This is a genomic window from Rhodococcus sp. TAF43 (genome assembly GCF_052113525.1).
Taxonomy (GTDB): domain Bacteria; phylum Actinomycetota; class Actinomycetes; order Mycobacteriales; family Mycobacteriaceae; genus Prescottella.
This window is the reverse complement of sequence record NZ_JBFRDL010000046.1, coordinates 45,949-67,891: the sequence shown is the minus strand read 5'-3', so window position 1 is coordinate 67,891 and position 21,943 is coordinate 45,949. Positions and strand designations below refer to the sequence as shown.

Here is a 21,943-nt window from a genome sequence, read left to right as displayed (position 1 = left end):
CCGTCCTAYCGCTCCCCGTCCCGTTCCATCGCCCTCCGCGCCTGTTCGGCGGTGACGTTCGGGACCACCCGCAGCTCGCCCAGTGGGACCCGACGCCCGGATTCGCTGCGCACCTCGACGTGGACGGGTTCGCCGGAGGTGTCGTCCGCGAGGTCCAGCGGCCCACCGCGCTCGCCCTGCAGGTACTTGTCCCCCCACTGCATCAGCGCCAGCACAGCGGGCATCACATCCCGCCCCTTCTCGGTCAGGACGTACTCGTGCCGGGTGCGCTGCCCCGGCTCCTTGTAGGGCTGCCGCTCGAACAGTCCCTCGGCGGTGAGTTCCCGCAACCGTGCGGCCGCCACCGCCTCGGTGATCCCGACACGTTCCGCGAAGTGGTCGAAACGGGTTGTGCCGTAGTACGCCTCGCGCAAGATCAGCATCGCCGAGCGCGTACCGATCACGTCCATCGCCTTCGCGATCGAACACTGCGTGGCCCGCCACGCGTCGCGGTCCGCGAGAAACCCGTCGAGCCGTGCCGTCTCCATGCACCCAGATTACTCCCTGGCTTGCTAAATTCATAGCCAGGGTCCACACTCCCTGACTATGCAAAACAAAAGTCAGAATCCGGGTGCGCTCATCGCCATCCTGTCCGGGGCGCCGTTCGTCGCGGCCCTGGACCTGTTCGTCGTCAACGTCGCCCTCGACGACATCGCCACCGACTTCGCCGGCACATCGCTCTCCCAGCTGAGCTGGGTCCTCAGCGCCTACGCGATCGTCTACGCGGCCCTGCTGATCCCGGCCGGCCGCTGGGCCGACCGCGTCGGACGCCGACGCGCGTTCCTGGCAGGCCTGGCGCTGTTCACGATCGCGAGCGCCGCGTGCGCCCTCGCCCCGTCACTGTGGCTGCTCGTCCTGTTCCGCCTGGCGCAGGCCGCGGGCGCCGCCGCGCTCACCCCTGCCAGCCTGGGCCTGCTGATCGCGGCCCTGCCCGATGCCCGACGCGCGCTCGGGGTGCGCCTGTGGGCCGCGACCGGCGCCGCCGCGTCGGCCCTCGGCCCCGTACTCGGCGGACTGCTGGTGTCCGCGTCGTGGCGCTGGATCTTCCTGATCAACGTGCCGATCGGCGTGGTGCTGCTGTGGGCGGCCGCGCGCATCGTGCCCGAGTCCCGCGATCCGCACCCCACCGACGTCGACCTTCCCGGCGCGGGTCTGCTCGCGGTCGGTCTCGGCGCGGTGTCGCTGGCGTTGGTGCAGGGCCCCGACTGGGGATGGACGCACGCCGGCACCCTGGTCGCCGTCGCCGTCGGAGTCCTCGCGCTGGCCTGGTTCGCTCGGCGCACGGTGCGTCACCGCAATCCGTTGGTCGACCCGGCGTTGCTGCGGGTGCGCCCGTTCGCGTGGTCCAACGTCACCGCGGTCGCGTTCAGCGCGTCGTTCGCCGCCGGCCTGCTCGCCAACATCCTGTGGATGCAGACCGAGTGGGGCTACTCGGCACTGCGCACCGGTCTCGCGGTGGCGCCCGGCCCGCTGCTGGTCCCGGTCTTCGCGATCGTCGGCCAGGTCCTCGGCCGGCGCCTGCCATCCGGCGTCGTCGCCGGTCTCGGCAGTGCACTGTGGGGCGCCGGCACCGTGCTCATCCTCGCGAGCGTCCACACCGAACCGAACTACGCGACGGGCCTGCTTCCCGGGTGGCTGATCGCCGGCGCCGGTGTCGGACTCGCCCTGCCGACGATTCTCTCGACCGCCACTGCGACGCTGCCGCCCGCCCAAGGCGCCACCGGCAGCGCGGTCGTCAATACCAGCCGCCAACTCGGCAGCGTCCTGGGTATCGCGATCCTCGTCGCCGTTCTCGCGGCGTCCGACTTCACCGCCGCGTGGTGGACCATCGCCGCCCTCGCCGCGCTCGGGGCCGTCACCGCGCTCGCGATGTCGCCCCGGCCGACCGCACAGATTCCCCCGCAAACCGTTACCGCACAGGAGTTCTCGTCATGACCACGACCTTCGATCCTTTCCCCACCCGATTCGACGACACCTGGCGCGCTTTCGACGGCATCCACGGCGGCATGGTGCTCGCGGCGATGCTGCGGGCCGCTTCCGTCGAGACCGGCGCCGTCCCCGCCGCCGCCACCGCGCACTTCTACGCCCCGGTGCGCCCCGGCCCGATCGACATGACGGTGCAGCGAGGACCGGCAGGCCGGTCACCGGGCGTGCAGGTGCGCGCCGGCACCGCCGCGACGGCACTGGTCCGTCTGTCGCGAGGTGCTGCTGCCGCCCGGCACGCACCGTCGATAGAGACGGCCGTCGACCCGGACAGTCTTGCGGGACTGGATATCCCGATCGACTTCGCGCCTTTCTCGCAGCACCTCGACATCCGTCCGATCAACGCCGCACGTCCCTTCGCGGGCGGACCGGACCCGGAGTTCGACGTGTGGATCCGGCTGCGCCCGGGGTTGGAGTTCACCGGTGTCGAGCGCGCCGCGATCCTGCTCGACGCGCTTCCTCCGGGACTGTTCGCGATACGCACTGCGCCGGCACCGATCCCGACCGTCGAGTTGACGGCGCACTTCGCTCCCGCCGCCGGGTCTGCCACCGGACCGTGGCATCGACTGCGCCACCGCACGGTGTGGTGGACATCCGACGAGTGCGTCGACGAAACCGAACTGTTCACCACCGACGGCGAACTCGCCGCCCAGGCGCGACAGCTGCGCCGCATTCTGGACACCTCACGGTGATGCGCAGCTCACACCCGAACCTGGTGGCACGAGCGTGCCGCAGCGGGCAGAGTCGAGGGTGAAGGCTCACCGAGGATCGGAGCAGACATGCAGGACCGGACAAACCCCGTCGCCGCTCTCACCGAACAGGACGCGCTGGACCTGTTGTCCACCGAACGCCTCGGTCGGCTCATCCTCGTCACCGACGACCGGCCGGATGTATACCCGGTCAACTACGTGGTGCACGACGGCAAGATCTACTTCCGTACCGCCGAGGGCGACAAGCTCACCGAGCTCACACTCAAGCCGATGACCACGTTCCAGGTCGATCACGCCGACGCGACGTCGGCGTGGAGCATCGTGGTCCACGGCATCGCGCGAACCCTCGTGCGGTTCGACGAGATCAACGCCGCCGAGGAGTTCGCTCTGCAGTCTTGGGTGCCGACCGCGAAGTACAACTTCGTCCAGATCCGTCCGACGGAGATCCACGGCCGCCGCTTCGTGCTCGACCGGGGTTAGCTTGCTGGGTCCCGGATCGAGAGACGCCGAAAGGCGACTACCGACCGTGACACCGCCGTCACTGGATCGTCGACGGGAACATCGTCAGCGCTCCGGTGAAGTTCGCCGTTCTCGAAGCCCTGCCGCGCAGGGTCAGAACGGGACAGCCGTGACCACAACGTTCTCGAGATAGGTACCGTGCCCGTTGGAGTCCTTGACGACCTCTCCCCCGCACGTCACCAGGTGCAGTTCCCTCGGACCACCCGCTCCCTGGAACGCCCACTCTGGCAACGCCTGCTTGACGAACCGCTCCATCCGGGTGATCTTCCAACGGGTGACCACACCCTCCTTCGTCAGGTAGACGGCGTCACCCGGGTAGAGGGTGTGCATCCAATACAGTGCTCCCTCACCCTGATTCGCGTTGTCCACATGCCCGGCCACCAGGATCCCGCCGTCCGGCGCGGTTATCGGCGCCGACCCGGTCCAGTACGTCACCTGACTCACCTCGCGCGGCAACAACAGACTCCCGTCCGACGCCAAGCCCAGCGGATCCAACGCGGTCTCCACCCCGATCGCCGGGATCACCAGATGGTTGTCCGGCAGCGGACCGACCGGAACCTGCGGCCGACCCGCGGGGTTCGCCGATGCCGGACCCGGCTTGTGTGCCATGCTGCCGGCGCCGATCGCCGGCGCCGCACCGTCGACAGGGTCCGCCACACCGTCAGGTGACAGATCGAACGTCAATTCCGGCACCGGCGCGGCCGATGCCGACTCGGGCTGCATCCCCCGAAAAACCAGCAGACCACCGCCGATGAGCAGTACCAACGCGATCACAATCATCGCGACCGAACCGGTCCGACCCGACTCTCTTTGTGCGGTATGTCTGCTCACGATGGAATCCCTCCGGTCACAAAGAGTTTGGCGGACAACCGAGTGGCCCGAGACGGTTCACGTCCCGGGCCACCCGATCACTCATCAGAGCGCGTCACATGTGTTCTGTGACATCACTCGTCACTGATTGCCCTGATTGCGCCGGCGCAGTGCCACGAACAGCACACCACCCGCAGCGACCAGCAGCGCCAGACCACCGGCGACCAGTCCGGCGTTCATGCCACCGTCACTGTCGGCGCCCAGACCGGAGTCGATCAGTGCACCCTTCCCGGAGTCCGAGTTGCCGGTCGTTCCCTGATTCCCGGAGTTGCCCGGGGTTCCGGGAGTACCCGGGGTTCCGGGAGTACCCGGGGTTCCGGGAGTACCCGGGGTTCCGGGAGTACCCGGGGTTCCGGGAGTACCCGGGGTTCCGGGAGTACCCGGGGTTCCGGGAGTACCCGGGGTTCCGGGAGTACCCGAGCCCAACGAGCCAGCCGAACCGGCCGCAAGGGAACCCGCCGCAAGGGAGCCAGCGCCCAGCGCCAGCGAGCCGGCGCCCAGCGAGCCGAGGCTACCGGTTCCGATTGCGCCGCAGTCGTCGCTGCCCGAACCACCGGTGCTGCCCAGGCTGCCCAGGCTGCCGGTCGAGCCCGTACCGAGGCTGCAATCGGCCTGCTTGACGAACCCGAAGTCGAGCGTCAGATCCTCGTCACCGATGTTCGGCAGGTTCTCCGACGTCGCCTCCCACGTGTTCGACCATCCGGAGCGATCACCCTCGTGCTCCTTGGTCGGCTCGAAGCCCTTCAGCGCCTTCTCGGTGGATTCGTCATCGCGGACGATCTTCACCATGTACTTCTGGGCGGGTGCCAAGTCCGTGAAGATGTACTTGCCGTTCGAATCGGTCGTGGTCGTGTTGGTGTAGGGCTCACCCAGGTAGTTCTGCGTCACCGGGGTTCCGTCCTCGTTGAGGACCTGCAGCACCACACCACCGATGCCCGGCTCGCCGTCGTCCTGGCGCCCGTTCTTGTTCTTGTCGAACCAGACGTAGTCGCCCACGGTCACCGCGCCGAGCTTGGTGTACTTGTTGTTCGCCACCAAGTCGGTGCTCTTGTCGGAGACGGTGAACTCCACCGGAGAGCTGGCAATCTCCCCGTCGATGGTCCAGGTCGTCGTCAACACGGTGCCTGAGACCTCGTGGGCCTTCTCCGCGACGGTGCATTTGGTACCGGCCGGGATCTCACCGATGGTGAAGGATTCTCCACCCTTGATCTCCCGCGACCCCAAGATGTCGCCACACACGTACTCGAACGTGAACTTCACGTCCCCGACCAGGCCGGCCCCGTCACCCGAGACCGCCTTGCCGACCGTGAACGCACCCAGCACCGGCTTCTTGACGAAGCCGAAGTCGAGGGTCAGATCCTCGGCGCCGGCCTTCGGCAAGTTCTCCGAGGTCGCCTCCCACGTATTCGACCATCCGGCGCGATCACCCTCGTGCTCGCGCGTCGGTTCGAGGCCGGTGAGGGCCTTCTTCGTGGATTCGTCTTCCCGATCGATCTTGACGACGTACTTGTGGCCGGGCTTCAGGCCGGTGAACAGGTACAAGCCGGTCGCATCGGTCGTGGTCGTGTTGTCGAACGGCTGATCTCGGTAGTCCTTGGTAACCAAGGTGCCGTCCTCGTTGTAGACCTTCAGCACAACGCCGGGGATCCCGGGCTCGCTGGGATCCTGTCGTCCGTCCTTGTTCTCGTCGAGCCACACCAGGTCGCCGACAGTCGCCGACTTGCTGCCGACACCGTCGCCGCCAGAGCCGGCACGCTTGATCTCGGCGGACTTGTCGACGCCGTTGATGCTCACGGTGTTCTTCAGCGGATCCCGCTTGTTCCACTCCGCGGTGAGGTCGCCGTCGAACGAGATGACGAAGTTCTCGTCCTTCGCGAGCGTCGGCCGACCGCCGACCGGCTGGAACGTGACCGTCACACCGCTCGCGCTGCAGTCGACGATGTACCGGTTCGTATCCACATCGACGTACCTCGACGACCTGAAGTCGTAGCTCGTGACCTTGACGGTGCTGCAGTTCGGGACCCATCCATGCTGAGACTCGTCCTTAATGACGAAGTTCCCGCTGGTGAAGTCCTGCTTCTGCGTCTCGACGGTGATCGTCCAACCGATCTGCTTCTCGAGCGACTCCGAACCCTGGTTGGGGTCCTTCCAGGAGCCGAACTTGTTGTTGTCGACCCGGGTCGCCGTACCCCCGGTTTCGCCCAGGACGACGCCGGGCAGCTGGCCCTGTCCGCACCCGCCGAACTGCAGGTTGTAGCGGGTATCGGCGCTCGGGCGGCCGACGACGGTCTCGTCCCACGCGACCGATGCCCACGCCGTGCCGTGAACATTGGAATGCGTGTCGGCGTAGTCGGTCAGGGTGAATGCGAGCGTGTTACCCGTCCACACACCCGTGGCAACCAACTTGCCGTCCGGCGATTTCAGGTCGATATCCTGCCGGTTGACGGGCTTGAGCTGCGGTGGCAGGGCGAAGTCGAAGGACGTCCCGGCCTTCGCGCCATTGGCGACATGCCAGTCGAACTCGAGCTCGGTACCGAACTGCCCGGTCCCGTACTCGGTGTACGCGCCGTCCTTGATGTTCGGGGCGCCCTGTCGCCACTTGACGTCCGACCAACCACCGCTTCCACAACTGGCGGGCTCGGCCTGTGCAACTCCCTGAGCGCCAGGCAAGATCACGAGCCCGGAGAAAGCAAGTACCAGTGCGAACACACCAAGGAGGAGCCTCCGAGCCGCGCTGTACGCAGCTGTGAAGCCAGTCATGTGGTTCCTTCCTTGTCATCGACCATGTCCCACACCTGAGCGCTGAACGGCCGCCCCCGCGACCCATCGCGTCCTTCAGATCCCCACGAATATCGGACATTCCGCCTTTTGGCGGACAAAGCGGAGCGTAACTTGAGCCTTCTTCCATTAATAGTTCAGCAGTACGCGAAACCCCTGTTCGCGCGAATTTCACCCTGACGTTCACCCTTTCCAGTGGGCAAACACCCTCACCGACGGGGCCGAATGTGTTCGGGGACACAGCAATAACGTGTGCGGGGTCATAGAAGTAGAGTCGCCGTCGTMGGCAGGCAACCTCCGAGGCGCCGGCATCTCACGCTTGAGGCCCCGGAATCCATTGGCGTGATCCATGACTCATCGCAAGACCGATTGGTCGCGTTCCTGCGGGAGATTCGAGGGGGATCCTAGAAGGCCGAGATCAATCCGCAGGGAAGAGCACTGCGGCGCAGCCACTTTCGAACCAGGTCCCCCGAATGTCACATCGCCACAATCGAACTCGCATATCCCATCAAGTCCGATCTGGCGTAGACGACGTCCTCCCGATGAACGGATGACCGACGTCGGATGAGCGGTACTGCCGGAAGTCAGTCCAGCCAGGTCAGCACGGTCGACGGCGGCAGTGCGAGCACCGACTCGGGCAGCCGGTCGCGCAGTCCGCGGTCGGCGGTCACGACGGCGGTGAGTGCCCCGCCGCCGGCCGCGAGCCGCGCCAGTTCGTCGTCGCCGCTGCCGGCGGCGGTGTGCACCGGGATCCGCGTGTCGACGTAGCCGGCGGCGCGGGCCTGTCCCTCGAGCACCGCCTCGATGCGCGGCAGCCACCCGAATCCGCCGTCGGGCAGTTCGATCGTGCGGGGCAGGACCTGGGCGATCCGGTCCAGCAACTCCGTCGTGGCGCCCGGCCGATCGCGCCACCAACCGTTGGGCCGGGATCCGAGCACGTTCGCGGTGTCGAGCAGCACCCGCACCTCGGTGGTCCGCAGGCCCGGCCACGCGGTGGCGAAACCCGGATGCAGCGGCATGTGCTCCACCTGGGCCTCGGGCACCCAGCGCAGCTCGGTGCTCTCCCCGTTCGGGACCAGTGCCAGCGTCTTGTCGGCGTCGGCGATCACCGTCGTGTACGTCCAGCCGCCGGCGACACTCGCCGTCACCCGCTCGGTGCGCACATGGACCGCACCGACGTCGATACCGGTCTCCTCCTGCGCCTCGCGCACCGCGGCGTGGATCGTAGTCTCGTGGCTGTCCCGCGCGCCGCCCGGCAGCGCCCACGTCCCGCCCTGGTGACTCCACGCGGCACGGTGTTGCAACAGCACCCCGGCCGAACCGTCGGCCAACGGGGCACGCAGCAACAGCCCCGCCGCACCGTGCCGGCCCCAATGCCGTACCCCGTCGGGGGTCGTCGCCCAACCGTCTCCGTCACCGCGCATGGAGTGCCTCTCACCTGCCCTGTCCGCCGAGCCGCTCACCTGTCCCCACAGTATTCCCCGCCGCATCACGAATCGGCGGAACAACCTGCCGGTGCTGCTTATATGCTCGGCACTACGGAACGGCGAACCAAACGGACGGCGAACCGAGGTATGAGCCGTGGCAGTGCCGGAGACGACGACGGAGTCGACGCACGCGGCGGACGCGAGGTGGGAGGACGCGCCGCCGAATCGCGCCGCCCGCGTCCACGTGCGCCCACAGGCCGCGCGTGACCTGCTGCGATCGACACCCGCCCGCCTGCTCGCCGTCGGCGTCGCACTGCTGCTCGGCACCGTGGCGGCGGGTCTGATCGCCTCCATGGTGGCCGGCGAGCGCAAGCAGGACATCGACACGCTGTTGTCCACCACCGAGCCGCTGGCCCGATCGTCACAGAACCTCTACGCGTCGCTGTCGGTCGCCGATGCCGCCGCGGCCACCGCCTTCCTGTCCGGTGGCGTGGAACCGAGCGAGGACAGGGACCGCTATTCGCAGGCCATCGGGACCGCGGCCGCGGAGTTGGTCGCGACGTCGGACGGGCTGCCGGGCGACGACCAGGGCCGACGGCTGCTCACCGAGATCGCGACGAAGCTCCCGGTGTATACGGGGCTGGTCGAGACCGCACGCACCGACAACCGCGCCGGTAACCCGGTCGGCACCGCGTACCTGGCGGAGGCGTCGGCGCTGATGCAGACGGACCTGCTGCCGTTGGCACAGGCCCTGCACACCGAACGTGCGGCCGCATCGCTGGCGCCGCAGTCCGGGTTCGCCCGCCCGCCGTGGTTCGCGATCGGGCTGCTCGTGGCATTGCTGGCCGCGCTGGTGGCGACGCAGGTGGTGCTGTCGAGGCGGACCAGGCGCACGTTCAACGCCGGGCTCCTGTTGACGACCACGGCCATGGCTGCGCTGCTGGTGTGGATGCTGGTCGCGGGGATCATCTCCGCGGTGTCGGCGCACGAAGCGGTCCGGCAGGGCTCCGAGCCGCTCTCGACGTTCGCGGCCGCGCGCATCCTCGCGCAGCAGGCCCGCACCCAGGAGATCCTGCAACTGGTCCGCCGCGACGAGAAGGCCGAGCACGCGCAGGTGTTCGTCGACGACACCGACCAACTGCGCAATCTGCTGGACAACTACTCGGTGGACGTCGGACGCGACGACGCCGACCGGGCGGTGCAGGCGCTGGACGGCTGGACCGCGTCGCACCAACGCATGATCGACGCGCTCACGGTGGGCGACTGGACGGCCGCCGCCATGACGACGGTCGGTACCGATCCCGCGACGGCGGCCTCGCAGTTCGACATCGTCGACGCCGCTCTGTCGGACGGCGCCGAGGCCGCCCGCGCCGAACTGAGAGGCGACATCTCCCGTTCGTCGACGGTGCTGTCGGCTCTCGGGCCCGGCGCGCTGGTGCTCACGGTGGTCGCGGCCATCGGTATACCGGTGGGCCTGTGGCCCCGCCTGCGGGAGTACCAGTGATGCCGCTTCGGCACCTTGCGACAACCGTCGTGGTCGTCGGGGTGGTGGCCGCGGTCGCCGCCGGGTGCTCGACGCCACCCGACCCGTACACCCTCCCGCCCACCGAGACGTACAGCGTTGCGCCGCTACCGGAGGGGGCGTCGATCGTGACCTCGGCGCCGACCCCGACACCGCCGGTGGACTGCGGAGACCCGACCGCCAGCCTGCGACCGTTCCCGGCCGGCGAGATACCGCCCAGCGCGTCGCTCGACGCCATCCGCGAACGCGGTCGGCTCGTCGTCGGGCTGGACACCGGCAGCAACCTGATGAGCTTCCGCAATCCCGCGACCGGGGGCATCGAGGGCTTCGACGTCGATGTCGCCCGGGAGATCGCCCGCGACCTGCTGGGCAGCCCCGACAAGGTGGAGTTCCGGATCCTCACCTCATCCGAACGTGAACAGGCCCTGAAGGATTCGAGAGTCGATATCGTCGCCCGGACGATGAGCATCACATGCGACCGGCGACAGCGGGTGGACTTCTCCACGGTGTACTACCAAGCGCAGCAGCGGATCCTGGTGATGGCGGGCTCCCCCGTCACCGACGTCGCGGACCTCGCCGGCAAACGGGTGTGCGCGGTCGCCGGCACCCGCTCCCTCGAACGCATCGTCCGGGCGCAACCCGACGCCACCGTCGTCACGGTCCCGACGTGGTCGGACTGCCTGGTGATGCTGCAGCAACGCCAGGTCGACGCAATCAGCACCGACGACACGCTGCTGGCCGGGATGTCGACGCAGGATCCGTATCTGCGGATGGTCGGACCGAGTCTGGGGCCGGAGCCCTACGGCATCGGAATCACCAAGGGCAATGATGATCTGGTGCGATTCGTCAACGGCACACTGGAAAGGATCCGCAACGACGGCACGTGGGAGAGGATCTATCAGAGATGGCTCTCCGGACTGGGCCCCTCACCGGGACCACCACCCCCCACCTACCGGGACTGACGAGGCAGCGAGAACGGAGGATAGATGGCGGGAAAGGATGCGGCAGAAGAGCATACGGTCGACACGGGCGAGATCGCGCAGACGCGCGCCACACAGCATGCGGACGAGCCGATGTCGACCCAGGAGAGCGCACCCACCACCGGGCGCCGGGCCCGCACGCAACGCACCCGGACGGTCTCACGACGTCGACTCGGAGACGGACTGGTGGAGGTGCCACCCGTCCCGCTGCGCGGTCCCGCGTCCGCAGTCCTCACCGATCCGCACGTCCCGGAGCGCAAACGGTTCTGCTGGAAATGCAACAAGCCGGTGGGACGGTCCACCGACGGCGGACCGGGCCCGACGTCCGGTATCTGCGCCAACTGCGGGTCCCGCTTCGAGTTCGCGCCACTACTCGCCCCCGGCATGGTGATCGCCGGCCAGTACGAGGTGCAGGGGTGTATCGCCCACGGCGGCCTCGGGTGGATCTACCTCGCGATCGACCGCAACGTCGACGACCGGTGGGTGGTCCTCAAGGGTCTTCTCCAACTCGGCGACGCCGAGTCCCGCGCCGTCGCCGCATCCGAACGACAGTTCCTCGCCGAGGTGGAGCACCCGAGCATCGTCAAGATCTACAACTTCGTCGAATTCCAGGAGGAAGGCTCCCCGCCGGCCGGATACCTGGTGATGGAGTACGTGGGCGGTAACTCGTTGCGCGACATCCTGTCCACCTACCGGCGACCCGACCGGTTGCCCGTCGATCAGGCCGTCGCGTACATCCTCGAGATCCTGCCTGCCCTCGAGTACCTGCACTCCATCGGCCTGGCGTACAACGACCTCAAGCCCGACAACATCATGGTCACCGACGAACAGGTCAAGCTGATCGACCTGGGCGCCGTCGCACCCCTCGAGAGCTACGGCTACCTGTACGGCACCCCCGGTTTCCAGGCACCCGAGATCACCGAGACCGGGCCCACCGTCGCGTCCGACATCTACACCGTCGGCCGCACTCTCGCCGCACTCACGCTCGATCTGCCGTCCGAGAACGGCCGCTACGTGGACGGACTGCCGTCCCCCGAGCGGGCCCCGCTGCTCGCCGAGTACGACTCGTACCGACGGCTGCTGCTGCGCGCGATCGATCCCGACCCGGACCGTCGATTCGGTTCCGCCCGCGAGTTGTCCGCTCAGCTCACCGGGGTCCTGCGAGAGATCGTCTCCCGCCAGGACGACCAGGAGCATCCCGCCCTGTCCACCGTCTTCAGCCGCCAACGCGCGACGTTCGGCGCGGACGGGTTCGTGGAACAGACCGACGTGTTCGTGGACGGCGTCGAGCGCGCACGAAAACTCGACGCCCACAAGGTTGCCCAGGCTCTCGCGGTGCCGCTGGTGGACTCCGACGATCCCGGTGCCGCACTGGTCAATGCCGCGGCGCACAGCGATCCGCAGTTGATGCTGGACGTCCTCGATCGGGCGCGGGAGGGCCGCTCCGGCGAGGTGCTGAAGTCGGTGGAACTGCCGCTCGCGGAGGTGCGCTCGTACCTCGATCTCGGCGAGGCGAGCCGGGCCCGGCAACTGCTGCGGCCGCTGGCCCTGACGCACCCGCACGACTGGCGCATCGAGTGGTACCGAGGGCTCGCGTCGTTGTTGTCGAACGAACTGACCTCCGCCTACGCATCTTTCGACGCCGTGTACTCGGCACTGCCCGGCGAGGTGGCGCCCAAACTCGCCCTCGGTGCGACCGCCGAGCTGCTGCTCGATCACAGCGACGAGGAGGGAGTCGACCGCTGGCGGATTCCGGCCGTCTCGTACTACGAGACGGTGTGGCGGATCGATCGCAACGTCGTCAGTGCCGCCTTCGGATCGGCCCGACGCCGCGCCGCCGACGGCGACGTCCACGGCGCGGTCACCGCCCTCGACCAGGTGCCGACCGGCTCGCGCAGCTACGGCCTCGCCCGGATGACGGCGGTCCTGACGTACCTCGCGGTGCGGCCGATCCGCAAGATCACCGAAGCCACGTTGCGAGAATCGGCTCGGCGCGTGCTGGCCCTGCCGCGGGCCGAGAGCCGCGGGCCGCAGATGCGGACCGTGGTGCTCGGCACCGCGCTCCAATGGCTCCTCGAAGGGCACACCCCCACCACCGCGCGCGAGCCGCTGCTCGGTGTTCCCTTCACCGAACGCGGCCTGCGCGCGGGGACGGAGTCCTCACTGCGAGCGATGGCGCGCAGTGCGCCTACGCCCACTCACCGCTATACGCTCGTGGATCTTGCGAACGCCGTCCGTCCGCGAAGCCTGTTCTGAGCGCCCCGTCGGCCCGGCTCGAACTGCCGGACTCCTGGATTCGCGCACCGAACCAGGACAGCGCCGCGAGGACGAGGACGACGGCGACAGGGATCGGCAGGACGACCGGAGTCGCCAGCGCCAGCACCACGGTGAGCAGCGGTGCCAGCAGTCGGCGCGGTTCGGGCCGCGTCTCGGCCGGAGCCGGCTCGACCATCCAGTTGCGGTACCTCGTGCCGTCGTCCACCGTCAGACCCTCGTCTCGTGCTGCAGTTCGGCGACCGTGTCCGCGTTCTTGTCCTTGCCGTGCCCGAGCCCCACGTGGGCCTCGTCGCGCATGCGGTCGACCATGTGCGGGTAGTGCAGCTCGAATGCCGGACGCTCCGAACGGATCCGGGGCAGCTCGGTGAAGTTGTGCCGCGGCGGCGGGCAGGTGGTGGCCCACTCGAGCGAGTTGCCGTAGCCCCACGGGTCGTCGACGGTCACGATCTGCCCGTAGCGGTAGCTCTTGAAGACGTTCCACAGGAACGGCAGCGTCGAGGCACCGAGGATGAACGAGCCGACCGTCGAGATCGTGTTCAGCGTGGTGAAGCCGTCGGTGGGCAGGTAGTCCGCGTACCGACGCGGCATGCCCGACGCACCGAGCCAGTGCTGGACCAGGAAGGTGAGGTGAAAGCCGACCAGCGTGGTCCAGAAGTGYCACTTCGCGAGGCGCTCGTCCATCATGCGGCCGGTCATCTTGGGGAACCAGAAGTAGATGCCGGCGTAGGTCGCGAACACGATGGTGCCGAAGAGCACGTAGTGGAAGTGCGCGACGACGAAATACGTGTCGGTGACGTGGAAGTCGAGCGGCGGGCTCGCCAGCAGGACGCCCGACAGGCCGCCGAAGAGGAAGGTCACGAGGAAGCCGACCGAGAACAGCATCGGCGACTCGAACGTGAGCTGTCCGCGCCACATGGTGCCGATCCAGTTGAAGAACTTCACACCGGTCGGGACCGCGATGAGGAACGTCATGAAGGAGAAGAACGGCAGCAGCACCGCACCGGTGGCGTACATGTGGTGCGCCCACACCGCGATCGACAGGGCCGCGATGCCCATGGTCGCGTACACCAGGCCGCTGTAACCGAAGATCGGCTTACGCGAGAAGACCGGGAAGATCTCCGAGACGATGCCGAAGAACGGCAGCGCGATCACGTACACCTCGGGGTGACCGAAGAACCAGAACAGGTGCTGCCACAACATCACTCCGCCGGTCGCCGGGTCGAACAGGTGCGCACCGAGGTGACGATCCACCCACAGACCGATCAGCGCGGCAGCGAGCAGAGGGAACACCAGCAGGATCAGCAGCGACGTGATGAGGATGTTCCACGTGAAGATCGGCATCCGGAACATGGTCATACCGGGGGCACGCAGGCACACGATGGTGGTGATGAAGTTGACGCCACCGAGGATGGTGCCGACACCACCGAGCGCCAATCCGATGATCCACAGGTCCGCGCCGACCCCCGGTGTGTGCACCGCATTCGACAGCGGCACGTAGGCGGTCCAGCCGAAGTCGGCGGCACCACCCGGGGTGATGAAACCGGCCGTCGCGATCAGGCCACCGAACAGGTAGAACCAGTAGCTCAGCGCGTTCAGGCGCGGGAAGCTGACATCCGGCGCGCCGATCTGCAGCGGAACGATGTAGTTGGCGAAGCCGAACACGACCGGGGTCGCGTACAGCAGCAGCATGATCGTGCCGTGCATCGTGAACAGCTGGTTGAACTGCTCGTTCGACAGGAACTGCAGACCCGGGATCGCCAACTCGCTCCGCATCAGCAGCGCCATGAGGCCACCGATGAGGAAGAACGCGAACGCGGTGACGAGGTACATGATCCCGAGCACCTTGGGATCGGTGGTCGTGATCATCTTGTAGATGAACGACCCCTTGGAACCTGTTGCCGCACGACCTGCCGTCGTCGGCCGCGACGGTGTCAGCGTGCGTGGTGGAGCTGTGTCGATCTCGGGGTTGGCAACCATACCGGACATAGTCGGACGTCCGAGGGTTCCGCCACGAGGGTCGAAGGTCCCGACAGTTCCCGCCGACGGACACCGATCTTCCCGATTCAGGTCAACGCGATCGCCTTCCGTGCAATCGCGAGCTCCTCGTTGGTGGGAACGACGAGCACCTCGACCGAGGAACTCTCTGCGCTGATGCGGCGCTCGCCCCGACCGGGCGACTGGTTGAGGGTCTCGTCGACCACGATACCGAGACGGTCGAGACCCGCAAGGGCGTCGCGCCGGACGTCGACGTTGTTCTCCCCCACCCCACCGGTGAACGTGATGACGTCGACGCCGCCGAGTTCGACGAGGTACGCGCCGATGTAGCGGCGCAGCCGGTGCACGTACACGTCGTAGGCGAGCTTCGCGGCCCCGTCCCCGTCGGCGACGAGCCCCAGCAACGCGCGGAAGTCGTTCACACCGCACAGGCCCTTGAGCCCCGAGTGCCGGTTGAGCAGGTCGTCGATCTCGTCCACCGTCATCCCGGCGTTGCGGGCCAGATGCAGGATGACGCCGGGATCCAGGTCGCCGCTGCGGGTGCCCATCACCAGACCCTCGAGCGGTGTCATGCCCATCGACGTGTCGATCGCACGCCCTCCGCGGATCGCGGACGCCGACGCCCCGTTGCCGAGGTGCAGGACGATCTGGTTCAGCTCCGCGTCGTCGCGGCCGGCGAACGCCGCCGCCCGCCCGCTCACGTACTCGTGCGAGGTTCCGTGGAACCCGTAGCGCCTCACTCGATTCGCGCGCGCCACCTCCGCGTCGATCGCATACGTCGCGGCTGCGTCGGGCAGCGTGTGGAAGAACGCGGTATCGAACACCGCGACGTGCGGGACGTCCGGCAACAGCTTGCGCGCCACCTCGATCCCGACCACGTTCGGCGGATTGTGCAGCGGCGCGAGGGGCGACAGCCGCCGCAACTCCTTCAGAACCGCGTCGTCGATCAGGACGGGCTCGTGGAACACCGCGCCGCCGTGGACCACCCGGTGACCGACGGCGACGATGCCGCGCTCGCGCAGCGGCGGGCCGGTCTCGGCGATCACCTCTTCGGCAGCGCGCAGGCCCGCCGCATGATCTGGAATGTAGAGCTCGCGTTCGATCACGCCGCCCGGGTGGCGGTAGACGATCCGTCCCGCCGGCTCCCCGATCCGCTCCACCAGACCCGAGCCCACGGCATCACCCGCCACCGGGTGGACCAGCTGGAACTTGATCGACGACGACCCCGAATTGATCACCAGCACAATACGTTCGGTCATGACGACACCCCCTGCGCCTGGATCGCCGTGATCGCGACGGTGTTGACGATGTCCTGGACCAGCGCGCCGCGGGACAGATCGTTCACCGGCTTGTTCAGACCCTGCAGGACCGGCCCCACCGCGACGGCGCCCGCGCTGCGTTGCACCGCCTTGTACGTGTTGTTGCCGGTGTTGAGGTCCGGGAAGACGAACACCGTGGCCCGGCCCGCCACCGCCGAACCGGGCAGCTTCGCGCTCGCGACCGTGGGCTCCACCGCGGCGTCGTACTGAATGGGGCCTTCCACCGGCAGGTCGGGGCGCCGCTCGCGCACTAGGGCGGTCGCGGTACGCACCTTGTCCACGCCGATGCCCGTACCGGATTCTCCCGTCGAATACGACAGCATCGCGACGCGCGACTCGATCCCGAATCGGGCGGCCGTGTCGGCCGACGAGATCGCGATGTCGGCCAGCTGCTCGGCCGTCGGATCCGGCACCACCGCGCAGTCCCCGTACGCCAGGACCCGGTCCGACAGGCACATCAGGAACACGCTCGACACCGTCGACACCCCTGGCTGGGTCTTGATGATCTCGAGCGACGGCCGAATCGTGTGCGCCGTCGTGTGCGCCGCACCGGACACCATCCCGTCGGCAATCCCCTTGTGCACCATCATCGTTCCGAAGTACGAGATGTCGGCCATGATCTCCCGGGCCCGTTCGATCGTCATGCCGCGGTGCGCCCGCAGCCGGGCGTACTCGGCCGCGAACGCGGAGACGTACTCGGACGTGTGCGGGTCCAGGACGGTGRCCGACGACAGGTCCACACCCAGCTCGGCGGCCCGCCCACGCACCTTCGCCTCGTCACCGAGGATCGTCAGATCCACCACCTGCCGGCGCAGCAGCCTGCCCGCGGCGCGCAGGATCCGATCGTCGTCGCCCTCGGGCAGAACGATGCGCTTGCGGTCGGCACGAGCCCGGTCGATCAACTGGTACTCGAACATCTGCGGGGTCATCACCGATGGGATCTCGAGCTTCAGGAGATCCGTCAGGGTCCGCGAGTCCACCCGCCGCTCCATCAGGCTCAGTGCGGTGTCGACCTTGCGCAGCGAGGCGACCCCGACCCGGCCGCGGGTCTGCGCCGCGGTGCTCGCGGTGTCGAACGTGCCCATCGCGGTGGTGAGGATCGGCAGCCGTGGGTTCAGTCCGTCGATCAGCTTCGCCACGGCGGGATGCGGCGCGATCCCGCCGTTCATGATGATTCCGGCCAGCGACGGAAACCCCTGTGCGTCATGGGCATTGACGAGAGCGAGCAGCACGTCGGACCGGTCGCCCGGCGCGATGACGACGGTGCCCTCGGACAGCCGCTCGAGGATGTGCTCGGCAGTCATGCCGCCCACCATCACCCGCAGCGCCTCACGCTGTAGGAGCGCGGTGTCACCGCTGTACAGCTCGCCGTCGATGGCGTCGAGCAGTTCGGCCATCGTCGGGGCGACCAGCAGCGGAATCTCCGGCAGGCTCCACACCGGCACCCCGGCCGCGTCCGGCGCGGCCGCGTACTCCTCGAGCCGATCAGGATCGCAGCGGTTGACGACTATCGCGACGAGATGCGCGTGCTGGGTCGCCAGCTCGGCGGTGCACAGGTTCGCGAGCTGCGCCACCTCGTGCGGCGTGCGGCGGGCCCCGCGCAACGTCAGCAGCACCGGCGCCTCGAGGTTGGCCGCGATCCGCGCGTTGTAGCCGAGCTCGCTGGGGCTCGCGACGTCGGTGTAGTCGCTGCCGACGATCACGACTGCGTCGCACTGCTCGGCCACCTGGTGGTAGCGGGAGACGATCTCACTGAGGGCGCCGTCCGGGTCGGCGTGCACCTGCTCGTACGTCACGCCCAGGCACTGCTCGTAGCTCAGGTCCGCGGTGGTGTGCTCGACGAGCAGTTCGTGAATGTGGTCGGTCTCGTCGGTGCCGCGCGCGATCGGCCGGAACACCCCCACTCGCGCAGTGGACGCGCACAGCATGTGCAGCACACCCAACGCGACCGTGGACTTCCCGGTATCGCCCTCCGGCGAGGCAATGTAGACGCTCGACACGGTGCCCGAATCAGCCATGAGCGACAGCCTAGTGACGATCGCGCATAATCGGCGCCCATGAGCGAATCGTCATTCCCGGACGTCCGGTGGGGTTCGGAGAACAGCATCCTGCGCGGGCCGGGCACCGCGTTCGCGGCGACCGGGCTGGGGTCGTGGACCATCCGCCGGCTCGCCGGGGTGGACCGTCGACTGCTCCTGCGCAGCAAGGGCCGCTACACGATCCTCGGCCCCATCGGCGCGCCGACGGTCCTGCTCAACACGGTCGGGCGCAAGTCCGGGCAGCGCCGCACCAGCCCGCTGCTGTACATCCGCGACGGCGACCGTCTGGTGGTCGTGGGCAGCAACTTCGGGCAGGCGCACCACCCCGCGTGGACGTCGAACCTGCTCGCGCAGCCCGAGGCGAGCGTGACGATGGCCGGACGCGACATCCCCGTCCTCGCGGAGCAGGTCGACGGCGAGGAGAAGGACCGGCTGTACAAGCAGTTCGTCGAACTGGCCGGCGCGTACGCCGTCTACCAGGGCCGCACCGACCGGAACCTGCGGATGTTCGCCCTCACCCGCCGCTGACCGGCCTCACCCCGCTGTGGCCGAATGTCACATGCGTTCAGTTGGACTGGACGTATGTGACATTCGGCCAGCGGGGGTCAGACCACGGAGGGGCGGTCGATGTCGGACACGTCGGCGCCCGCCGATTCGAGTCGTGTGAACAGCTCGTCGGCGCCCAACCGGGAGGCGAACTGCAACTCGGCGTCGGTGATCGGCACCGCCTGCAACCATGTGGTCACATCCTCGTCTCGTTCGACGAGGATCTCGAGCGCAGACCAGATGAACGGGACGACGAGCAGCACGTGCCGGGTGGAACGGTCCGGATCCGCTGCGTGAACGGCGTTGGGAACGATGGTGTTCGGGGTGACGTGCAGGGATCCGGACGCGATCTGGAACGCGCACTGGGCGAGGACGTCGGACAGGAGCCGATAGTCGGCGCGTCCGACGGTGATCAGCTCGGTGCGAATGCGTGCCGCGGCCCGGACTTCCTCGCTGGCTTCCATGGGAACGAGCCTAGATGCCGGTCCCGAGCGAACCGGCGTCGGCGCCCGTCAGGCCAGGGCGCGCAGGCGCGGGGCGAGGTCGCGCTCGAAGAGGTCCAGGAACCGCTTCTGGTCGTGACCGGGCGCGTGGAACACCAGGTGGTTGAGGCCCGCGTCGATGTACGGCTTGATCTGCGCGACGGCCTCGTCCGGATCCGACGCCACGATCCACCGCTTGGCGACCTGCTCGATGGGCAGCGCGTCGGCGGCCGCCTCCATCTCGATCGGATCGTCGATGGAGTGCTTCTGCTCCGCCGTCAGCGACAGCGGCGCCCAGAACCGGGTGTTCTCGAGCGCGGCGTCGGCGTCGGTGTCGTACGAGATCTTGATCTCGATCATCCGGTCGATGTCCGCGAAGTTGCGGGCCGCCTTCTCGGCCCCCTCCTTGACGGCGGGGATCAGCTTCTCGGTATATAGGTCCATGCCCTTGCCGGACGTGCAGATGAAGCCGTCGCCGGCGCGGCCCGCGTAGCGCGCCACGACGGGGCCACCGGCCGCCACGTACACCGGGATGCCGCCCTCGGGAACGTCGTAGATCGAGGCGCCCTTGGTGCTGTAGTACTCGCCCTCGAAGTCGACCCGGTCGCCGGTCCACAGGTCGCGCATCAGCTGCACCGACTCGCGCAGGCGCGCGAAACGCTCCTTGAACTCGGGCCATTCGCCCTTGAAACCGGTCGCGATCTCGTTGAGCGCCTCACCGGTGCCGACACCGAGCATGACGCGCCCCGGGTACAGGCAGCCCATCGTCGCGAACGCCTGCGCGACGACCGCCGGGTTGTAGCGGAACGTCGGCGTCATCACCGAGGTGCCGAGCTGCAGGCGCTGGGTGCGCTCGCCGACCGCCGTCATCCAGGCGATCGAGAACGGTGCGTGGCCACCGTTGTGCCGCCACGGCTGGAAGTGGTCGCTGACGGTGACACTGTCGAGGCCGTGTTCCTCGGCCATCACGCCCAGTTCCACCAGGTCACGCGGTCCGAACTGCTCCGCGGACGCCTTCAAACCCAACTTCAGTCCCTGTACCACCGGTTCTCCGATCGTCTACCTGATTCGATTGGGTTCGAGTATGCCCCGACCACTGGGCGCGGAGTAACCCCCGTCTCAGTCGCGCAGGGCGCCGTGCTCGACGATCGTGGGGTCGGCGCGCCAGTCGTAGACCACCGACGTCCGCAGCGCGATGTCCTGCAGCGAGCGGCGCCGCGGGTCGACGGCCACCCAGAGCAGCCCGAACCCGAACAGCACACACAGCACCGCACGCGCGGCGCACCGCGGCCACCGCACGAGGCGACCGTCGCGGCTGACCATCCGCAAACCCATCGCGACGGCACCGACCGTCCGGCCGCTGGTGGCCCAGCACGCCGTCAGATACAGGACCGACAGTGTCAGAAACGTCGTCACCGACAGGATCGCCCGGACCTGCGGGAAGTGAAAGTCCTGCGGCGAGAACAACAACCGCGCGAACATCAGAGCCAGATAGACGCCGACCAGCATGAACAGCACGATGCCGATGTCGATCACCGCCGCCAGACCGCGGGTGACAATACCGGCCGGACGATGTGGCGGGTCCGCGCGGACGGTGCCGGTCACCGATCACCACCGGTGCCGGGATCCTGCGCATCCGACTCGCCCCGGCCGAACAGTCGGCCGACGAAGCCCGCGACCGCGTCGTCCGCCTGCATRCCCTGACTGCGCGCACCGCGGACCGCCTCGGTGGACATCGACCCCGTCGACTCGCGGATGATCCGCGGCAGGTCGACGCCGTCGATCACGCTGTTGGACAGATCCACCAGATCGACCCGTTCGATCACCGCGTCCACGTCCACCTTCGCGGCGATTGCATCCACGTCCACCCGCGCCGCGATCGCATCCACGTCCACCCGGTCGATGATCCGGTCGATGTCGACGCGCGCGGCGACGTCGTCGACGTCGACCCGGTCCAGAATCGGCGCGATGTCCACCCGCGCCGCGATGGCGTCGACATCCACGCGGTCGACGATCCGTTCGATGTCGATGCCTTCCGCGATGGTGTCGAGGTCGACGTGGTCGCGGACGACGGCCGTGATGTCCACCTCCGCCAGCGCGGCCGCCACCACTCGGCGCAGCACGACCCGCAGCACGCGGTCGGAGAGCTCGTCCGCCGCCCGCAGCGTCTCGGCGCCACGCGACTCGAGCACGGCCAGACCGGCCTCCAACCCGGGCACGCGGCGCGCGAGATCCAGCGTGGTGCCCGCCGCGAAGCGCAGAGCGTCGCCGAGGAATGCGACGGATCCGGCCACGACGCGGACCGGATCGGGAGTTCGGTTGCCGTCCATACCGAACATCCAAGACCGATCGGGCGGAAAATGCACGCTCCCGGGTCCGACGCCGTCCGGAAGCGCCACCCCGGCACGACTCCCGCGGATATGCTGGCGTGAGCTTCATTCAGCCAGAATGCAATTC

Annotated in this window: 19 protein-coding genes; 7 read left to right on the top strand and 12 right to left on the bottom strand. The window is 68.2% G+C overall.

The features are described 5' to 3' along the window. Positions 1-5: 5 nt before the first annotated feature. Complete coding sequence (locus AB4Z09_RS23080; protein WP_442240752.1) at positions 6-527, bottom strand: winged helix-turn-helix transcriptional regulator; 522 nt, start codon at positions 525-527, stop codon at positions 6-8. Between the two features lie 58 nt (positions 528-585). On the opposite strand from AB4Z09_RS23080, the gene AB4Z09_RS23075 reads away from it, so the two are divergent. From AB4Z09_RS23075 to AB4Z09_RS23065, 3 genes are all read left to right on the top strand, one after another. Beyond that, positions 586-1,974 (top strand): MFS transporter, encoded by a 1,389-nt coding sequence (locus AB4Z09_RS23075; RefSeq protein WP_114721728.1) that lies wholly within the window; start codon positions 586-588, stop codon positions 1,972-1,974. After that, positions 1,971-2,714: an acyl-CoA thioesterase gene (locus AB4Z09_RS23070; RefSeq protein ID WP_442240751.1), complete on the top strand. Its 744-nt coding sequence runs from the start codon at positions 1,971-1,973 to the stop codon at positions 2,712-2,714. Before AB4Z09_RS23075 ends, AB4Z09_RS23070 begins: the two co-directional genes overlap by 4 nt. An 87-nt stretch (positions 2,715-2,801) precedes the next feature. After that, positions 2,802-3,212: a pyridoxamine 5'-phosphate oxidase family protein gene (locus tag AB4Z09_RS23065; RefSeq protein ID WP_442240750.1), complete on the top strand. Its 411-nt coding sequence runs from the start codon at positions 2,802-2,804 to the stop codon at positions 3,210-3,212. A 132-nt stretch (positions 3,213-3,344) separates the two neighbouring features. On the opposite strand, the gene AB4Z09_RS23060 is transcribed toward AB4Z09_RS23065, so the two are convergent. The 3 genes from AB4Z09_RS23060 to AB4Z09_RS23050 all read right to left on the bottom strand — a co-directional run bounded on the left by AB4Z09_RS23060 (position 3,345) and on the right by AB4Z09_RS23050 (position 8,323). After that, positions 3,345-4,082 carry a class F sortase gene (locus AB4Z09_RS23060; protein WP_254622634.1) on the bottom strand — a complete coding sequence of 246 codons (738 nt, stop codon included), beginning with the start codon at positions 4,080-4,082 and terminating at the stop codon, positions 3,345-3,347. A 120-nt stretch (positions 4,083-4,202) separates the two neighbouring features. Next, positions 4,203-6,881, bottom strand: a complete 2,679-nt coding sequence (locus AB4Z09_RS23055) for an SdrD B-like domain-containing protein (RefSeq protein WP_442240749.1) — start codon at positions 6,879-6,881, stop codon at positions 4,203-4,205. A gap of 602 nt (positions 6,882-7,483) precedes the next feature. Beyond that, the gene (locus AB4Z09_RS23050; RefSeq protein WP_174912867.1) at positions 7,484-8,323 is read right to left on the bottom strand and encodes an NUDIX hydrolase; all 840 of its coding nucleotides are present in this window, start codon (positions 8,321-8,323) and stop codon (positions 7,484-7,486) included. 157 nt (positions 8,324-8,480) lie between these two features. Here AB4Z09_RS23050 and AB4Z09_RS23045 point away from each other — a divergent pair, with 157 nt between their 5' ends. The 3 genes from AB4Z09_RS23045 to AB4Z09_RS23035 are packed head-to-tail and all read left to right on the top strand — an operon-like array spanning position 8,481 to position 13,084. Next, the gene (locus AB4Z09_RS23045; RefSeq protein ID WP_442240748.1) at positions 8,481-9,830 is read left to right on the top strand and encodes a hypothetical protein; all 1,350 of its coding nucleotides are present in this window, start codon (positions 8,481-8,483) and stop codon (positions 9,828-9,830) included. Further along, positions 9,830-10,810: a transporter substrate-binding domain-containing protein gene (locus AB4Z09_RS23040; protein WP_442240747.1), complete on the top strand. Its 981-nt coding sequence runs from the start codon at positions 9,830-9,832 to the stop codon at positions 10,808-10,810. The genes AB4Z09_RS23045 and AB4Z09_RS23040 overlap by 1 nt, the downstream gene beginning before the upstream one ends. A gap of 24 nt (positions 10,811-10,834) precedes the next feature. After that, entirely contained in the window at positions 10,835-13,084 is a 2,250-nt protein-coding gene (locus AB4Z09_RS23035; protein WP_442240746.1) for a tetratricopeptide repeat protein, read from the top strand. On the opposite strand, the gene AB4Z09_RS23030 is transcribed toward AB4Z09_RS23035, so the two are convergent. The 4 genes from AB4Z09_RS23030 to pta form a co-directional block, all read right to left on the bottom strand. Continuing rightward, a complete protein-coding gene (locus tag AB4Z09_RS23030; RefSeq protein ID WP_442240745.1) occupies positions 13,017-13,310 on the bottom strand; it encodes a hypothetical protein in 294 nt (97 codons plus the stop codon). The two genes, AB4Z09_RS23035 and AB4Z09_RS23030, sit on opposite strands and share 68 nt — an antisense overlap. A 2-nt stretch (positions 13,311-13,312) precedes the next feature. Then, a complete protein-coding gene (ctaD, locus tag AB4Z09_RS23025) occupies positions 13,313-15,082 on the bottom strand; it encodes an aa3-type cytochrome oxidase subunit I (RefSeq protein ID WP_442240744.1) in 1,770 nt (589 codons plus the stop codon). 86 nt (positions 15,083-15,168) lie between these two features. Beyond that, a complete protein-coding gene (locus AB4Z09_RS23020; protein ID WP_442240743.1) occupies positions 15,169-16,359 on the bottom strand; it encodes an acetate/propionate family kinase in 1,191 nt (396 codons plus the stop codon). Continuing rightward, positions 16,356-18,437 carry a phosphate acetyltransferase gene (gene pta / locus AB4Z09_RS23015; RefSeq protein ID WP_442240742.1) on the bottom strand — a complete coding sequence of 694 codons (2,082 nt, stop codon included), beginning with the start codon at positions 18,435-18,437 and terminating at the stop codon, positions 16,356-16,358. The genes AB4Z09_RS23020 and pta overlap by 4 nt, the downstream gene beginning before the upstream one ends. Positions 18,438-18,476: 39 nt before the next feature. On the opposite strand from pta, the gene AB4Z09_RS23010 reads away from it, so the two are divergent. Continuing rightward, positions 18,477-18,986 carry a nitroreductase/quinone reductase family protein gene (locus AB4Z09_RS23010; protein WP_114721710.1) on the top strand — a complete coding sequence of 170 codons (510 nt, stop codon included), beginning with the start codon at positions 18,477-18,479 and terminating at the stop codon, positions 18,984-18,986. Positions 18,987-19,063: 77 nt separating this feature from the next. Here AB4Z09_RS23010 and AB4Z09_RS23005 read toward each other — a convergent pair whose 3' ends face one another. The 4 genes from AB4Z09_RS23005 to AB4Z09_RS22990 all read right to left on the bottom strand — a co-directional run bounded on the left by AB4Z09_RS23005 (position 19,064) and on the right by AB4Z09_RS22990 (position 21,816). Next, positions 19,064-19,468 (bottom strand): suppressor of fused domain protein, encoded by a 405-nt coding sequence (locus AB4Z09_RS23005; protein ID WP_442240741.1) that lies wholly within the window; start codon positions 19,466-19,468, stop codon positions 19,064-19,066. Positions 19,469-19,516: 48 nt separating this feature from the next. Next, positions 19,517-20,530, bottom strand: a complete 1,014-nt coding sequence (gene fgd, locus AB4Z09_RS23000; RefSeq protein WP_114721706.1) for a glucose-6-phosphate dehydrogenase (coenzyme-F420) — start codon at positions 20,528-20,530, stop codon at positions 19,517-19,519. Between the two features lie 75 nt (positions 20,531-20,605). Next, on the bottom strand, positions 20,606-21,091 hold the full coding sequence (locus AB4Z09_RS22995; protein WP_174912884.1) for an RDD family protein: 486 nt from the start codon (positions 21,089-21,091) through the stop codon (positions 20,606-20,608). Continuing rightward, on the bottom strand, positions 21,088-21,816 hold the full coding sequence (locus AB4Z09_RS22990) for a hypothetical protein (protein ID WP_174912887.1): 729 nt from the start codon (positions 21,814-21,816) through the stop codon (positions 21,088-21,090). Before AB4Z09_RS22990 ends, AB4Z09_RS22995 begins: the two co-directional genes overlap by 4 nt. Positions 21,817-21,943: the final 127 nt, after the last annotated feature.

What these genes read in the sequence shown, in the direction of transcription:
- AB4Z09_RS23075 (WP_114721728.1), top strand. Translation starts at nt 586, where the DNA reads ATGCAAAACAAAAGTCAGAATCCGGGTGCGCTCATCGCCATCCTGTCC.
- AB4Z09_RS23070 (WP_442240751.1), top strand. Translation starts at nt 1,971, where the DNA reads ATGACCACGACCTTCGATCCTTTCCCCACCCGATTCGACGACACCTGG.
- AB4Z09_RS23065 (WP_442240750.1), top strand. Translation starts at nt 2,802, where the DNA reads ATGCAGGACCGGACAAACCCCGTCGCCGCTCTCACCGAACAGGACGCG.
- AB4Z09_RS23055 (WP_442240749.1), bottom strand. Translation starts at nt 6,881, where the DNA reads ATGACTGGCTTCACAGCTGCGTACAGCGCGGCTCGGAGGCTCCTCCTT.
- AB4Z09_RS23050 (WP_174912867.1), bottom strand. Translation starts at nt 8,323, where the DNA reads ATGCGCGGTGACGGAGACGGTTGGGCGACGACCCCCGACGGGGTACGG.
- AB4Z09_RS23040 (WP_442240747.1), top strand. Translation starts at nt 9,830, where the DNA reads ATGCCGCTTCGGCACCTTGCGACAACCGTCGTGGTCGTCGGGGTGGTG.
- AB4Z09_RS23035 (WP_442240746.1), top strand. Translation starts at nt 10,835, where the DNA reads ATGGCGGGAAAGGATGCGGCAGAAGAGCATACGGTCGACACGGGCGAG.
- AB4Z09_RS23020 (WP_442240743.1), bottom strand. Translation starts at nt 16,359, where the DNA reads ATGACCGAACGTATTGTGCTGGTGATCAATTCGGGGTCGTCGTCGATC.
- AB4Z09_RS23010 (WP_114721710.1), top strand. Translation starts at nt 18,477, where the DNA reads ATGAGCGAATCGTCATTCCCGGACGTCCGGTGGGGTTCGGAGAACAGC.
- AB4Z09_RS23005 (WP_442240741.1), bottom strand. Translation starts at nt 19,468, where the DNA reads ATGGAAGCCAGCGAGGAAGTCCGGGCCGCGGCACGCATTCGCACCGAG.